Annotated in this window: 14 protein-coding genes and 1 riboswitch; of the genes, 9 read left to right on the plus strand and 5 right to left on the minus strand. The window is 62.3% G+C overall.

The annotated features are described in order from the left end of the window. The first annotated feature begins 35 nt into the window (after positions 1–35). Together VEZ38_RS10910 and tlp are read left to right on the plus strand one after the other, a co-directional pair. Complete coding sequence (locus VEZ38_RS10910; RefSeq protein WP_324893388.1) at positions 36–1742, plus strand: DUF6044 family protein; 1707 nt, start codon at positions 36–38, stop codon at positions 1740–1742. A gap of 40 nt (positions 1743–1782) precedes the next feature. After that, positions 1783–1998, plus strand: coding sequence for a small acid-soluble spore protein Tlp (gene tlp, locus VEZ38_RS10915; RefSeq protein ID WP_324893389.1), 216 nt, complete (start codon positions 1783–1785; stop codon positions 1996–1998). Between the two features lie 104 nt (positions 1999–2102). Here the strand turns inward: tlp and VEZ38_RS10920 are convergent, their stop codons facing one another. Genes VEZ38_RS10920 through VEZ38_RS10930 form a run of 3 tightly spaced genes read right to left on the minus strand, consistent with a single transcriptional unit; the run spans position 2103 to position 7266 of the window. After that, the gene (locus VEZ38_RS10920) at positions 2103–3545 is read right to left on the minus strand and encodes an adenylate/guanylate cyclase domain-containing protein (protein ID WP_324893390.1); all 1443 of its coding nucleotides are present in this window, start codon (positions 3543–3545) and stop codon (positions 2103–2105) included. Further along, the gene (locus VEZ38_RS10925) at positions 3542–4306 is read right to left on the minus strand and encodes a response regulator (RefSeq protein WP_324893391.1); all 765 of its coding nucleotides are present in this window, start codon (positions 4304–4306) and stop codon (positions 3542–3544) included. Before VEZ38_RS10925 ends, VEZ38_RS10920 begins: the two co-directional genes overlap by 4 nt. Positions 4307–4335: 29 nt before the next feature. Next, positions 4336–7266 carry an ATP-binding protein gene (locus VEZ38_RS10930; RefSeq protein ID WP_324893392.1) on the minus strand — a complete coding sequence of 977 codons (2931 nt, stop codon included), beginning with the start codon at positions 7264–7266 and terminating at the stop codon, positions 4336–4338. 158 nt (positions 7267–7424) lie between these two features. On the opposite strand from VEZ38_RS10930, the gene VEZ38_RS10935 reads away from it, so the two are divergent. The 7 genes from VEZ38_RS10935 (at position 7425) to VEZ38_RS10965 (ending at position 12242) form a co-directional block, all read left to right on the plus strand. Next, entirely contained in the window at positions 7425–7607 is a 183-nt protein-coding gene (locus VEZ38_RS10935) for a putative motility protein (RefSeq protein ID WP_324893393.1), read from the plus strand. A gap of 66 nt (positions 7608–7673) precedes the next feature. Then, a complete protein-coding gene (locus VEZ38_RS10940; RefSeq protein WP_324893394.1) occupies positions 7674–8621 on the plus strand; it encodes a D-2-hydroxyacid dehydrogenase in 948 nt (315 codons plus the stop codon). An 84-nt stretch (positions 8622–8705) separates the two neighbouring features. Beyond that, on the plus strand, positions 8706–9404 hold the full coding sequence (locus VEZ38_RS10945; RefSeq protein WP_324893395.1) for a TIGR02206 family membrane protein: 699 nt from the start codon (positions 8706–8708) through the stop codon (positions 9402–9404). A 98-nt stretch (positions 9405–9502) separates the two neighbouring features. Then, positions 9503–9584, plus strand: a riboswitch (cyclic di-GMP riboswitch). A 95-nt stretch (positions 9585–9679) separates the two neighbouring features. Beyond that, positions 9680–10129: a chemotaxis protein CheX gene (locus VEZ38_RS10950; protein WP_324893396.1), complete on the plus strand. Its 450-nt coding sequence runs from the start codon at positions 9680–9682 to the stop codon at positions 10127–10129. A 17-nt stretch (positions 10130–10146) separates the two neighbouring features. Further along, the gene (locus VEZ38_RS10955) at positions 10147–11058 is read left to right on the plus strand and encodes a diacylglycerol kinase family protein (protein WP_324893397.1); all 912 of its coding nucleotides are present in this window, start codon (positions 10147–10149) and stop codon (positions 11056–11058) included. 150 nt (positions 11059–11208) lie between these two features. Continuing rightward, positions 11209–11589 carry a VOC family protein gene (locus VEZ38_RS10960; RefSeq protein WP_324893398.1) on the plus strand — a complete coding sequence of 127 codons (381 nt, stop codon included), beginning with the start codon at positions 11209–11211 and terminating at the stop codon, positions 11587–11589. A gap of 17 nt (positions 11590–11606) precedes the next feature. Continuing rightward, the gene (locus tag VEZ38_RS10965) at positions 11607–12242 is read left to right on the plus strand and encodes a ThuA domain-containing protein (RefSeq protein WP_324893399.1); all 636 of its coding nucleotides are present in this window, start codon (positions 11607–11609) and stop codon (positions 12240–12242) included. Positions 12243–12246: 4 nt separating this feature from the next. On the opposite strand, the gene VEZ38_RS10970 is transcribed toward VEZ38_RS10965, so the two are convergent. Together VEZ38_RS10970 and VEZ38_RS10975 are read right to left on the minus strand one after the other, a co-directional pair. Then, on the minus strand, positions 12247–12438 hold the full coding sequence (locus tag VEZ38_RS10970) for a hypothetical protein (RefSeq protein ID WP_324893400.1): 192 nt from the start codon (positions 12436–12438) through the stop codon (positions 12247–12249). Between the two features lie 12 nt (positions 12439–12450). Further along, positions 12451–13752, minus strand: coding sequence for a sensor domain-containing diguanylate cyclase (locus VEZ38_RS10975; protein ID WP_324893401.1), 1302 nt, complete (start codon positions 13750–13752; stop codon positions 12451–12453). Positions 13753–13855: the final 103 nt, after the last annotated feature.

The following is a 13855-nucleotide window of genomic DNA, read 5'->3' on the forward strand; positions in this document are numbered from 1 at the left end:
ATGTAAAAACATAGGATTCGGCCGGAGGGTTCGACATGCAAAAGAATGTTTCCGCGGGGCGGGGGAGAAGCGAGCGCATCGTTCTGCTTGCGGCGGCGGCGGTTGTGGCGGCGTACGTCTTGCCGCTCTTCTTGCTTGGGGAGAATGCGCATATTCGAGTGCACGATAATCTCGATTCGAATATCGCGTGGTACCGCATGCTCGTGCGCAGCGGGGAATGGTTCGGCGCCGTCGACGCGACGATCCCTCAAGTAATCGGCGGGCTGCCGAGAGGCGCCTTCGGCACGGAATTCAGCCTGCTCGTGGCGCTGCACGCGGCGTTCCCCCCGATGCTCGCCTACGCGATCAGCCAGGCTATCGTCCGGGCGTTCGCCTTCCTAGGCATGTATCTACTGCTTCGCGATCACTTCGTGAAGAAAGCCGACGAAACGTGGATTCGCGTCGGCGTCGCGCTCGTCTTCGCGATGACGCCGTTTTGGCCGTCCGGCATGCTGAGCACGCTCGGGCAGCCGCTCGCGCTATGGGCGTTCCTCCATCTGCGCGCAGGCACGGCAAGGAAGCGGCACTGGGCGACGATCGCGGCATTGCCACTCTACTCGAGCTTCGTGCTCGGCTTTTTCTTTTTCCTCGCGGGCATGTTTTTGTTTTGGGCATGGGAAGCGATCGTCCGGCGGCGATGGAACGGCAGGCTGCTTGCCGGCTTGGCGCTGATGACGCTCATTTATCTCGGCATCGAATATCGGCTCGTGTTGTCGTTGGTGCTGTCCGACGCGCCGACAAGCCGCGACGAATTCGTCTCGTCGAAGCTGCCCCTCTGGCGCAGCGTGCGGCTGGCTTTCAAGAATTTCGTGCTCGGCCACAACCATGTGCAGACGCTTCATACGGTCGTCGTTCTGCCGATGACGTGGATCGCTTCGATGCTGGCCGCCTCGGACCGGTCCTGGCGAGAGGGGACGGCCGGGCGATGGCTGCTGCCGCTGCTGGCATTATCCGCGGCGCTTTCGATCTGGTACGCCTTTTGGTTTCACGAAGCGTGGCAGCCGCTGAAGGAGCGGTTCGGGCTGCTCAATACGTTCAACTTCGCGCGATTCCATTTCCTTCGGCCGCTCGTTATCTACGTCGCCTTCGCGCTGGCCTGCTCGCTGTTTTGGAACCGCGGGGGACGCAAGGGGCGAACGCTCGTCGTCGCGGGTCTCCTCCTGCAGACCGTCATCCTATTGTTCGCGAACGAAGAGGTTGTGTATCGGGACAAGCCGTCGTTTCGGGAATTTTACGCCGAGCGCCAATTCGCCGCCATCGCCGCCTATATCGGCGAGCCGCAGTCGGGCTACCGCGTCGGCAGCGTCGGCCTGCATCCGGCGATCGCGCAATTTAACGGCTTCTACACGGTGGATACGTACAACAATTTTTACCCGCTGGCGTACAAGCACGCGTTCCGGGACATTATCGCGAAGGAGCTGGAGAAGAACCGGAAGCTTCGGACCTATTTCGACACATGGGGTGGGCGGTGCTATCTATTCGTCGACGAGCTGGGGAAAAAATACGACTACCGGAAAACGTCGAAGAAGACGATCCGACGCTTGGAGTTCGACATCGCCGCGTTCCGCCGCCTCGGCGGGCGGTACCTCTTTTCCGCCGTTCCGATCGCGAACGCCGAAGCGATCGGCTTGCGGCGGCTTCGGACGTTCGACGACGAGGATTCCGCCTGGAAGATCCATTTGTATGAAGCCGTTCCCGAATGACGCATACTAACGTCGCTGGGGAAAGGAGGGATACCACATTATGGCGAAGCCGGACAACCGGGCGGACAACGTGCCGCACCTGCAGAAGGCGATTCAAAACACGCTGAAGAAAAAGCATGCGACCGAAGAGTATTTAGAGGAATTCGGGGACGAAATTCCGACGAGCGAAATGGAGACGCTGCTCGAGAAGAACGAGCGCCGTCAAGCGGCGGTCGAGAAGTTCCGCAGCGAAGTGAAGGACGAAGCCCACTCCTAACGAGCAACGATAGCCGTCGAATACCCTGCCCGACCTACGGGCGGGGTATTTTTGCGCGGTGCGATGCAATGCGACGCGATGCGGCGCGGTGCGGCGCGCACGCGCTACAATGCCGCGAACCACCGGATCGAGCCTTCGCCGAGCGGCGTCTCGCACGACCAGACTCCTTCTGGCGGCCGGAGTTCGCTGCGGAACGTACGCCGAACGACGGGCGGGTCGATCGTTACGAAATCCGCGTAATGTTGAAACATGCGGAGGCTGTTGCCGGAGACGATATTGAGCGCTTCGCCCAGCGCGTCCATGAGCAGCGGCATTTCTTCCTCCGCCGACCAGCCTTCGAAGCTCATGCGGTGAAGCAGAAGGAGCGCGCCTTCGATATCGATCGAGACAAGCAGCCCGCCGCCGATCGCGCCGTCGAGGAAGACGCAGGCGGTCATGTCGAGCAGCGGCGCGGAACGGGTCCAGACAGGCTTGACGTCCGCCCAGCGATCTGGATCGACCTGCAGGCCGAGGTGATGGGAGAAATAAATGCGAGACGCTTCGAGCAGTCGGAGCAGCAGCTCCGGCGGCTCGCCGCGCTCCTCGAGCGCAGCGGACGCCCGGCGGCCGTTCCCGCCGTCGCCGCTCGCGCCGATCCATTCGTCCAACCGGCGCTCGTTCCGCTTCAGCGCCGCGCCGATGTCCGGGTCGCGTTCCGGCTCGGCGGCGGGGCCGGGCGGCGGCGCGTCGCATCGGGCCAGGTAAGCGCGGCTGACGAGGTCGAACCGATTGGCGTCCGATACGTCCCGGAACAGCAGCTTTGCCTCCGCGTACGCGCCTTCCTCGTATCGGCGGAGCGCCTGTTCGAATACAGCTTTGGTGCGGGCCTTCCGCTCGAATATGTCCGGCGCATCGGCCTCGAACAGCTCGTAAATGCGCTCCTCGCGCCGCCGGCCGCGGATTTGGACGGTGGCGATGCGGCGCATCGCGTAGCGGCTCGGATCCTCCAACCGGTCCACCGTATGGCCGGTGAGCAGCAGCGTCGTACCGTACGCCTTATTCAACGCTTCCACGCGCGAGGCGACGTTAACGGCGTCGCCGATGACGGTGCCTTGCAGCCGGCGCTCCCCGCCGACGACGCCGAGCAGCAGCGGACCGCTGTTGAGCCCGATCCCGATGCGAATCGGCTCGTAGCCGGCTCGCAGCCGCCCCAGATTGTATTCGCGAAGCGCGGCGAGCATATGGAGAGAGGCGCGAACCGCGTCGTCCGCGCTCTTGCCGAACAACGCCATTATCGAGTCGCCGATGAATTTGTCGATAAAGCCGCCGAACGCCTCGACGCTCGGCTCCATGCGGGACAGGTAGGAATTTAAGAACCGAAACGTCTCCTCCGGCGTCAACCGTTCGGACAGCGTCGTGAACGAGCGAATATCCGAAAATAACACCGTCATGTCGAGCCGGACGTGATCGTCGAGCCGCAGCTCGTCGATGGATTCCTTTTTCAAATACGTGAGCAGCTCCCGGGGAACGAAACGCCGCTCGGCCGCGTTCGCATGCCCTTCGTTCATATGACGATCTGGGAAAGCTCAGTATAAATCGTAGAGAATAAATCCGGGTCGAGCGTCTTCAGCCGCGCGTTCAACACTTTGCCGGCCGAAACCGTGCGCGCGGCGCCGCCGGCGTTCAGCACGAGCTTCACGAAGCCGGCGACGCGGGATAGCGCTTCATCGTCGAAACCTTCCGGTTCGGCGAAGTGAAAGACGACCTTAAGCGGCTTTATGTATTGGAAGCCGGCAACGGCGCCGCCGATCGCGTCCCATTCCGCGGGACCGATCGAAGGACGCAGCGCAACGACGAAGACGCCGTTCTTGTTCGTTATTTCGAACGGAGGGACGGCCGGAGCCGTCGTGCCGGCGGCGCCGCCGGCGGAGCTGTCGCGGCCGGCCGCCGCTTCCTCCGCGGCCGTCTCCTGGTGAAGCACTTCGTTGATCGTGTGCAGCACCTTCTCCGCGGTGATCGGTTTTAAGATGTAGTGCTTCGCGCCGTTTTGAATCGCGTCGAATACCATGCTGCGCTGGTCCAGCGCGCTGATCATGACGATGTTCGCCTCCGGGTAAGAGGCGATAATTTTTTTGACCGCATCGATGCCGCTCATCACCGGCATCGTAATATCCATCGTGACGATGTCCGGCATCGTCTTCACGTATTCTTTATACGCCTCGATGCCGTTCGAGGCTTCCCCGACGATCTCGTGCCCGGCCTCCGTCAGCATCATTCTCAAATTCCGCCGCATTAATATCGAATCGTCTACGATTAAAATCGTCGCCATGGTTATGCATCCCGTCCTTGTCCGTAAGTTTACATTTTGATGAAGCCGATCGCGACGGCGCCGCTCGCGCCCGTCAGTTCAATGGACCACATATCCGATTCCGCCGCCTTCATGGAAGCGCCTTGGGTGAATACGGTGATCGGCGGGTCGATCGATAGGTACGCTTCCAACGCTTCCATGCGCCGGAGCGAATTGCCGAGCACGATGTTGGCGGCCTCCGCCAGCGTGTCTTCCATATACACGCTTGTTTCCTCCGGCGTGAGCGCTCCGTACGCGAGCCGTCTCGTCAGCTCGCTCGACGTCGCTTCGTCCATCGTGAGGACGAACAAGCCGTTGCAGGCGCCCTTCACCGACATGAACGTCGAGAAGTTCATCAGCGCCATCTTGCCTCCGGTTTCGGCGCGTACGTCGCCGTTCGCCCGGAACGTCAAGCCCGCCGCTTCCGCGAAGAAAGCGGAAGCCGTCTCGGCGATCGGAAGAAGCAGGGCGGAGGGGGTGACGGCCGGAACGTCGCTCAGCGATTCGTAAGGCAGCGTCACGGAAAAGACGGTGCCGGCGCCCGGCGTCGAAGCGACGGTCACCGATCCGCCGAGCCGCTCGGCCTCGTACCGCAAAGAGGAGAGGCCGACGCCCCGCCCGGACCATTCCGTGACCTCGTCCTTGGACGAGAGCTCGCCGAGGAAGACGAGCTCGAGCGCCGCTTCCGGGGCGAGCGAGGCGGCGGTCTCCTCGTCGAGGGCCCCTTGCTCCACCGCCTTGCGGACGAGCTTGTCCGCGTCGATGCCGCGGCCGTCGTCGCGAATATCGATGCGGACGGCGTCTCCTTCGAGCGCAACCGCGCAACGGATCGAGCCGTATTCTTCCTTGCCGAGGGCGGCGCGTTCGTCCGGCGACTCGAGGCCGTGGTCGACGGCGTTGCGGAACACATGGACGAGCGAGCGGGCGAGCGGCAAATACGTCTCGCCGTCGACCGGGAAGTCGCCGCCTTCAATCTCGAACGGGCGAATCATCTTGTCGAACCGCTCCGCAAGACCTTCGACGTAGCCCGGGTAGGAGGCTAGAAGCTCTCGGAACGGCTTAAAGCGTATTTTCCGCAGCTCCGGCAGGAGCAGCTTGCAATCCGCAGGCGAGAGCGTCGCCATCAGCATGCGTTCGAGCTCGACGAGCTTCGCGCGGTCAACGAGCAGCACTTCGTCCTGCTCGAAGAACGCATCTCCGAGCACGCCTCGAAGCACGGCTTGCTCCTCCTCCAGCCATGCCGGCATGCGCAGCTCCTCGAGTCCGGCAATGACGGCTTCGGCGGTCGGCGGGACCGGACGCTTGCTCCAGCCCGAGATGATCGACTCCACCTCGTGGAGCCGATCCGCGAGCCGCGTCATGCCGATTTGAGCGAAGCTGCCCTTGAACGTATGCACTACGCGAAACAGGTCGAACAGCGCCGCCTTCATGCCGTCCTCCCGGATGTCGGCCCCGAAAGGCATGGCGCACCATTCGCCGAACGCGCGGACGAGAGAGGCATACGCGTTATAATCGACGACGACCTTGACGACCGTCTGCAGCGTATTGCGCTCTTGTTCCATGCGGCTTTGCAGGTGCCGCTTCTCGGTAATGTCGGTCAGGATCGCCATGCAGGTTTCCGTCGTCTCGCCGTTCTCCTTGCGGTCGGCGATCATGGCGTATTCGATCTGCACATACGTCGCGCCGAGCTTCGTCTCCTCCGGCAGCAGCGGCAGCAGCACTTGCCGCTTGCCGGGGTCGCGTTCGTCGAACAGCTTGCGCAGAAGCCGCTCGACGAACAGCCGCTGCTCCTCGTCGAAGGGGGCGAGCATCTCCGGGAACGAGCGGCCTGCGATCGGACCTCCGTACAAGCGCTCGCATTCCCGGCTATATTCGTCGTCCACGAGCAAGTCCGGCCCGAAGGTCAGGAAGCCTTGCTTCGCGTTGTCGAGCAAGTTGCGCACGCTGCGCTCGCGCTCGGTGAGCAGCGCTTGCGCCTCCTGCAGCCGGGCCTTCGAACGGACGAGCTCGTCGTTTTGCGCTTCGAGCTCGTCGTTCTGCTCTTCGACGGTCGCCTTCTGCTGCTGGAGCTGCTCGGCGTACCGCTGCATGTTTTCCATAATGCGGTTCGTCGAGTCCATCAGCGATTCGATTTCCCGAAGCGGCCGCTTGAGTTCGATCTTGGCGTCCAGCGTCGCTTCGAAGTCGCCTTCGGCGATGGCCTTGACCTTCTGCTCCAGCTGCGTGATCGGGGCGATCAACGGCACCGCAAGAAGCTTGCCGATCAGCTTCGTAATCAACAGCGCGGCGAGGAGGAGCGCGAGCATGGCGAGGCCGAGCCCGATCGTGAGCGCTAGGGGGATGGTCGGATTGATCCCGACCATGATCGACCCGATTTCCGCTCCGGTCGCTTCGTCCACGATCGGGTGACGCGATTCGGTCTTGTAATATTCGATGAGCTTGCGAACGTCGGGGTCTTCCATCTTGGCCATTCGCGGAAGATTGTCGTAGGGGCGGGCGCCGTTCAGGGTAAGTTCGACGTATACGACGTCTTCCTGCACGGGGCGTCCCTCCAGCTTGTCGCCCTCGAGCGTAAATTCGACAGCCCAGGGGAGCTGCCCGTACTTTGTGACTTTGTCGATGGTCTCGCGGATCCAGGCGTCGACCTCCGGATCCTGCGGGTCGAGCTCGGAGAGCGAGGAGACGCCGAAATACCGCAGCGCCATCGGGGAGGCGAGATCGTCCGCGATCGACTTTGCGAAGTAGCTCGACACCGAATAGCTGATCGGGCGAAAGACGCCGGTCAATAAGTACATCAGCACGCAGCAAAACAGGAATAAATTAATTAAGGACAAAAAGTGCATATTGCGGGCGATGCGCCCCCGCAGCGTGCGGCGGTTTTTTCGTCTCTTCGCGGGGACGGGGGGGCGGTAAGACGGTCCCGGGGAGGCTGCGTTCGACATGGTTGTTCACCTGTTTCTATAAATAGGAATAGGGCTATTATACCAGATGAAAGATTCGCCATGGCAACCATCTCCGGTCTAGGTACGCCCCCGCCGATCGCCATTGATTCCCATATCCTAGTCGGGTATAATAGAGTCGTTAATTTGGGAGGAGGGAAATGATGGAGCTTTCGCTCGAGACCGTAATGCTGAGGCGGGACGTCTCTCTCGCGCTGTACGGCAAGGTGAAGGAGACGGCGGAAGCCAACGCCGCGCAGATGTTATCCGTACTCGCCACCGCGCAGCCCGCGGCTCCCGCGCCGCACCCGACGTTAGGGAAGGTTTTGGACGTTCGCGTGTAATCCGATATTCCCTTGGGCGGTTCCCGTCCAAGGGATTTTTCACGAATAGGGAAGGAGCGATGGAGCATGCGCAGCATCGCCGTATTGCCCAAATTGAGGGAGAAGGAGCGTTCCCGCATTCGCGAGGCCGCGGCGGGGTGGAACGTCGCGTTCGGCGAAGAGGCGACCGACGATGCCGTGCGCGATGCCGAGATCGTCGTCGGCTGGAGGAGCGGGCTGGAACGGGTCGTCCTGTCCGACGATTCCAAAGCGAGATGGCTGCAAAGCTGGAGCGCCGGCATGGACCACTTGGAGGTCGATCGATATTTGGAGCGTGGCATCGTCCTGACCAGCGCGAATGGGGTGCACGCCTACCCGATCTCCGAGAGCATCTTCGCCTTGCTGCTGGCGTTCACGAGAAATTTGCACGTCTATATCCGGAATCAAGCCGAGCGGAAATGGGATCACGGCGGCCTGAAGCTCGAACTCCACGGCCGTACGCTCGGCATCGTCGGCGTTGGAGCGATCGGGGAGGAGACGGCGCGCCTTGGGAAGGCGTTCGGGATGCGAGTGCTCGGCATGCGCAGATCCGGGGCGCCCGCGCCGTACGTCGACGAGATGTACGGTCCCGGCGGACTGCGCGAGATGCTGCCGGCCTGCGACTACGTCGTCTCTCTCGTCCCCTCGACGGAGGAGACGAAGCATCTGTTCGGGGCCGCCGAATTCGAAGCGATGAAGCCGACGGCGTTCTTCGTCAACGTCAGCCGAGGCGCCGCCGTCGATACGGAGGCGTTGCTCGCCGCGCTGCGCGAGGGAAGCATCGCGGGCGCGGGTCTGGACGTATTCGAAGAGGAGCCGCTGCCGCAGGATCACCCGCTGTGGTCGATGGATAACGTCATCGTTACGCCGCACTCGGCCGGTTCGACGGAGAAATACGCGGAACGAGCGGTCGACATTTTCGTAAGGAACCTAGAGTTCTATTTGAAGGGCGAGCCGCCGGCCGTCAATCGGCTCGGCCCGGACAAGAAGTATTGAATCGACGAGGAAGCAAGAGAGTGGAGCGTTCCGCGCCGCAGCGGAACGCTCCTTTCGCATTCGCGAAAGAGAGGGGAAATCCGATTGAACGAGCCGTTCGCGTTTTTATCCGGAGAGCATCTTTGGGGTTTGTTCGCCTGCGCCGCGGTCGTCGCCGCCTTGATCGTCTTCCGCGCCGCCCTTCGCCGGCCCGTCCCGAACCGCATCGCGCGGTATACGCTGGCTGCGGCGCTGATCGGTTCGGAGCTGGCGTTGTACGGATCGTACACGGTTCGGGACGCTTGGGGCTGGTATGCGCTGCCCTTCCAGTTATGTACGTTAATGGTATGGGTATCGGCGTACGCGGTGGCGGCGCGCAGCCGAAGGGCGTACGAGGTCTCGTTTTTTTTAGGAATTTTAGGCGCGATGCAGGCGCTGGCTACCCCCTATTTGACGGTCGGCTTTCCCGATTTCCGCTATTTCCATTTCTTTCTCGCCCATATCGCGATTATCGCCGCATCGGTATTTCTCACCGCCGTGGACGGGTTTCGGCCGACGGCGAAATCGGTCTTTAAAGCGCTCCTATGGTTGAACGCGTTCGCCGGCGCGGCGGGGATCGTCAATGCGGCGACCGGGGAAAACTTCATGTTCGTCGCCCGCAAGCCGCCGACGGGCTCGCTGCTTGACGTGCTGGCGCCGTGGCCTTGGTATCTGCTGCAGCTGGAAGCGATCGCCTTCGCGTTGTGCGTAGGGCTGCTAGGCGTCGTAAGGGGAATCGATCGGATCGCCGCACATAAGAAGTAAGCATGTCGAATCCGCAAACATTTCCACGAATTCGATAAATTCATGTAGTGCGATATCGATTTCATGTGTTAAAATATGCATATATTACTAGTCTTCAAAATCGATAAAGGCAAACCTATCGAAAGGTAGGGGCGCAAAGCCACAGGCCTAAGGGACTACTAAGGCAGCTGGGTTGCCGAAAGTTCGGAGACGATCGTTCGTTTTCGAATGGACGCCCGTGGATGCGGGCGTTCATTTTTCTTTTCCGATTCGAGGACATAGAGGGGGATGCCGACTTGCAGGCCGAACTGATTAACCCGTTCCTGACATCATCCGTACAAGTCATCGAAACGATTATCCAGGTGAAGCCGACCGTAGGAAAACTTCATATGAAAGAAATTCAATTCGCGGACAATTACGTTTGGTTGAAAATTCGGATTCATGGACAGGTGGAGAAGGAAATCTTGTTCGGCTTCCCGGACCGCATGGCGATGAATATGGTGTCGACGATGCTTGGCGGGTATGTCGTTACGGAGGTCGACGACATGTGCCGCAGCGCGGTCGCGGAGCTCGGCAATATGATCAGCGGCAACGCCAGCACAATGCTGTATCACAACGGCATTACCGTGGACATTACTCCGCCGAAGCTGGTGGAGGACACGACGATCGATACGGGCAAGAAGGCCGTCAGCATTCCGCTTCGGGTGGACCGCATCGGCGAGTTCGACATCAACATCATCGTTTAGGACGGCGGAGGGACGCCATGACGGAGAGGCTGGCATTCATCGTAAACGGCGCTTCCGGCAGCGGCCGCGGAGCGAAGGTTTGGGCGGCGGTCGAGCGGGAGCTTTCGCGGCGCGGCGTCCGGTATGCGGCCGCGGCGACGTCGTCGTCCGGCCATGCGACGGCGCTCGCGCAGCGAATGGCGAGGGACGGCGGTTATGCGTCGATCGTCGCGGTCGGCGGCGACGGTACGGTTCATGAGGTCGTCGCCGGCCTCCTCGGGTCGAATGTGCCGCTCGGTCATATCCCCGCGGGGTCCGGCAACGACTTCGCCCGTTGCCTTCGCCTGCCCGCCGGCCCGTCGGAAGCGGTCGACGCGTTGATCGCCGGGCATACGGTCGCGATCGACGTGGGGCGCGCGAACGGGCGGCCGTTCGTCAATTCGTTCGGCGCCGGCTTCGACGGGGAGGTGGGCCGCATCGCGAATCGGGCGCAGTGGAAGCGGAGCATGAATGCGCTGGGACTCGGCGCATTGGCTTACCCGTTCGCCGTGCTGGCGGCGCTCGGCGCGTACCGTCCCGCGCGCGTCGGCATCGAGGTGGACGGCGTTCCCCGCGAATTCGAAGGCGTCTGGCTGGCCGTCGCCGCGAACATGCCTGCCTTCGGCGGGGGGATGCGGATTTGCCCGGAAGCTTCGCCGACGGACGGCGCGTTGGACGTGTGCGTCGTCCACGGCTTGTCGCGATGGCGGCTGCTCCGGTACTTCCCGCGTCTTTACCGGGGGACGCACCTTGACCTGCCGTACGTGACGATGCTCCGCGGCCGCGAGGTCCGCGTGCGGAGCGACAGACGGCTGTACGGACAGGCGGACGGGGAAGGGGCGGACGCGGGCGACGCGACGATTTCGGTCGCGCCCGCCGGGCTGCGCGTCGTCGTTCCGGCGAAGGTGTAACCTAGATGCGACGTCAGAGCCGTACCGGAAGGAGACATGTTGTCGACTTCGGTACGGCTCTTTATGCTACAATGGGAAGCAATGGGAAATCCGAGGGACGCGCGTCCCCGCAAAATCAGTCCACGCATGCTGCGAAAGGAGAGGAGCGCCTTGTTTGAAGCGCTGCACCATGTCGCCCTCGTCGTTACGGATTTGGAGCGAGCGAAGCGGTTTTACGGCGAAGTGCTCGGGCTGGAGTTATTGCCGGATCGCCCGGCGTTTCCGTTCCCGGGCGCCTGGTACGCCATCGGGGAGGACCAGCTTCATCTGATCGTCCATGAGGGTGCGAAGACGCTCCGGGGCGCAACGACCATCGATTCGAGGGACGGCCATTTCGCCGTCCGCGTGCGCGATGCGGCGGAGGTGAAAGCGCGCCTCGACGCCGCAGGATGGCCCTGCGACGACCGGCCGAACAGCGTGACCGGCTGGCATCAGCTGTTCGCGGCCGACCCGGACGGGAACGTCATCGAATTCAACAGCAAGAAAACCTGAAGGAGGCGAAGCGGGAGATGGCACAGCGGATTGTCGCCGTATTGGGAGACTACTATCATCGTGCGGACTGGGCGGAAGGGGCGCTGCGGCGGGCGCTCGCGCCGCTGCCGGACGTCGAGCTTCGGCTGGCGGACGAGTCGGCGCTCGCCGAAGCATTGGAGGAGCGGCCGGAGCTGGTCGTCCTATTCAAGGAGGATCGCGTCGATCCCGAAGCGCCGGCTCCGCGCCGGTGGATGGACGAAGCGCTGCAGCGCCGCATCGCTGCTTACGTAGAGGACGGAGGGAGCTGGCTCGCTTGGCATTCGGGGTTGGCCAGCTACGACCCGGAAGGCGCTTACGTCGGCATGCTTCGAGGCTGCTTCTTGTCCCATCCCGCGGCGCACCAATGGGTCCGTTACGAAGGCGCGACTCCGGAAGAACCGTCCTACGAGCTGTATGACGAGCATTACTTCGTCGCCTGCGACGAATCGCGCACGGACGTGTTTCTGCGCTCCTCTTCCGTCGACGGCGCGTCGATCGCAGGGTGGGCGCACGCGTTCGGACGCGGCCGGGTTTGCTGCTATACGCCGGCGCATACCGAAGCCGCGCTTGCCGGGGAGGACGTCGCCGCGGCGCTGCGACGGCGCATCGCCTGGTGCCTCGGTTCGGAGTAGCGCTTTATTTCTTGCGGCGGTTGCGGGTCAGCCGGACATACGTAAGCAGCGCCGCGAGCACCATGGCGATCAGCGCGATGCTTTCCGTCGTCTCCGGCGCGACGCCCATGCCGTTGCATAGGAGCGTTACGAGGTTGTTCACGGCGAAGGCGACAAGTAAAATCAATAGCGGTCGGAAAAAGTTATATCTTTGCACGGTCCGTCTCCTTCATCGTTCGAATGGTTGGGGGCGGTAGACGTCCACCCGGTTTTTGCCGGCGCGCTTAGCCGCGTACAGCGCGCGGTCCGCCCGCTCGATCAGCGGCACGATATCGGACGTGGACGGCCGCGTCATGCTCGAGACGCCGACGCTGACGGTCACGATGCCGCCGACGTCCGAGTCGCCGTGCGGAATGCGAAGCGCCGCGATGGCGGAGCGCAGCTGCTCCGCGACGATAATCGCGCCGTATTCGTCCGTCTCCGGCAGCAGCACCGCGAATTCTTCGCCGCCGAACCGAGCCAGCAGGTCGCCGGGGCGCTTTAGCAGCTCGCCGGCCGCGCGCGTGACGCGCTTGAGACACTCGTCGCCCGTCAGGTGACCGTAGAGGTCGTTGTATTTCTTAAAGTTGTCGATGTCGCACAACAACAAGGCGAGCGGCAGCTTGTTCCGGCGCGCGCGGTTAACCTCGCGGTAAAGCACGGCGTCGAAATAGCGGCGATTGGCGATATTCGTCAGGCCGTCCAGCTGCGACAGCCGCTGCAGCCGCTCCTTCTCGAGGCTGCGCTTCGTGACGTCCCGAAGCACGACCTGCAGCAGCTTCTTGCCGTCGTGCTCCACGAAGGCGGAGGTGCCTTCGACGTCGATCGATTCTCCCGTGCGCCGAATGATCTTCGTTTCGAGCGGCGCCGCCTCCGCGACGCCGGACAAATACATGCGCTGTAAGCGGGAAGCGATATTGCGGCGTTCGTCCGGAGAGATATAATCATATAACGAAGCGCCGAACAATTCTTCCGGATGATCCGCGGCGACGAGACGGGCGCACGCGTCGTTGCAAAACACGATCTTACCGTCGTCGTGAATCAATATCGCGTCGGGCGACAGCTGGACCAGCGTTCGGTACCGCTCTTCGCTTTCGCGAATAAAGCGCTCGGACGCCTTCCGCTCGGTAATGTCCCGCGTCACGCCGAGGAGCGACTCCGCTCGCCCGTCTTCGCCGTAGAACGGGGTCAACGTCGTCTCGACGACCATGCGGTTGCCGAGGAAGGTGACCGGCTCCTCGTATTTGATCGAACGGCGTACGTTGACCGCCTCCGTGAAGCGGGTTTGCACGAAATCGACGACGTCTCTCGGCAGCGTCTCCGCCACGGTCCGGCCGATAATATCCGGCGGAAGGCCGGTGTTTCGAAAGTACGCGGGGTTCGCGGATTGAAAACGGAACGTGTACGGCGGGGACGCGCCTTCCACCGTCACCAAAAACAGCAAGTCTTCCGTTGTGTCGATATATAGTTTTGAGAGTCTGGAGATGTCCATCCGGTTCCCTAACCTTTCGTCGTGCGAGCGGCGGTTCCGGACTCTCGAACCGCGCCTTTAAGCAAACTATAACATATTCGGGCCAAGAACGTTATGAAAGCGG

The sequence above is a fragment of the Paenibacillus sp. genome (assembly GCF_035645235.1).
Classification (GTDB): Bacteria; Bacillota; Bacilli; order Paenibacillales; family YIM-B00363; genus Paenibacillus_AE.

Bases quoted from the DNA above. Each gene is read 5' to 3' on its own strand.
- VEZ38_RS10910 (WP_324893388.1), top strand. From the start codon at position 36: ATGCAAAAGAATGTTTCCGCGGGGCGGGGGAGAAGCGAGCGCATCGTT.
- tlp (WP_324893389.1), top strand. From the start codon at position 1,783: ATGGCGAAGCCGGACAACCGGGCGGACAACGTGCCGCACCTGCAGAAG.
- VEZ38_RS10920 (WP_324893390.1), bottom strand. From the start codon at position 3,545: ATGAACGAAGGGCATGCGAACGCGGCCGAGCGGCGTTTCGTTCCCCGG.
- VEZ38_RS10925 (WP_324893391.1), bottom strand. From the start codon at position 4,306: ATGGCGACGATTTTAATCGTAGACGATTCGATATTAATGCGGCGGAAT.
- VEZ38_RS10930 (WP_324893392.1), bottom strand. From the start codon at position 7,266: ATGTCGAACGCAGCCTCCCCGGGACCGTCTTACCGCCCCCCCGTCCCC.
- VEZ38_RS10935 (WP_324893393.1), top strand. From the start codon at position 7,425: ATGATGGAGCTTTCGCTCGAGACCGTAATGCTGAGGCGGGACGTCTCT.
- VEZ38_RS10940 (WP_324893394.1), top strand. From the start codon at position 7,674: ATGCGCAGCATCGCCGTATTGCCCAAATTGAGGGAGAAGGAGCGTTCC.
- VEZ38_RS10955 (WP_324893397.1), top strand. From the start codon at position 10,147: ATGACGGAGAGGCTGGCATTCATCGTAAACGGCGCTTCCGGCAGCGGC.
- VEZ38_RS10965 (WP_324893399.1), top strand. From the start codon at position 11,607: ATGGCACAGCGGATTGTCGCCGTATTGGGAGACTACTATCATCGTGCG.
- VEZ38_RS10975 (WP_324893401.1), bottom strand. From the start codon at position 13,752: ATGGACATCTCCAGACTCTCAAAACTATATATCGACACAACGGAAGAC.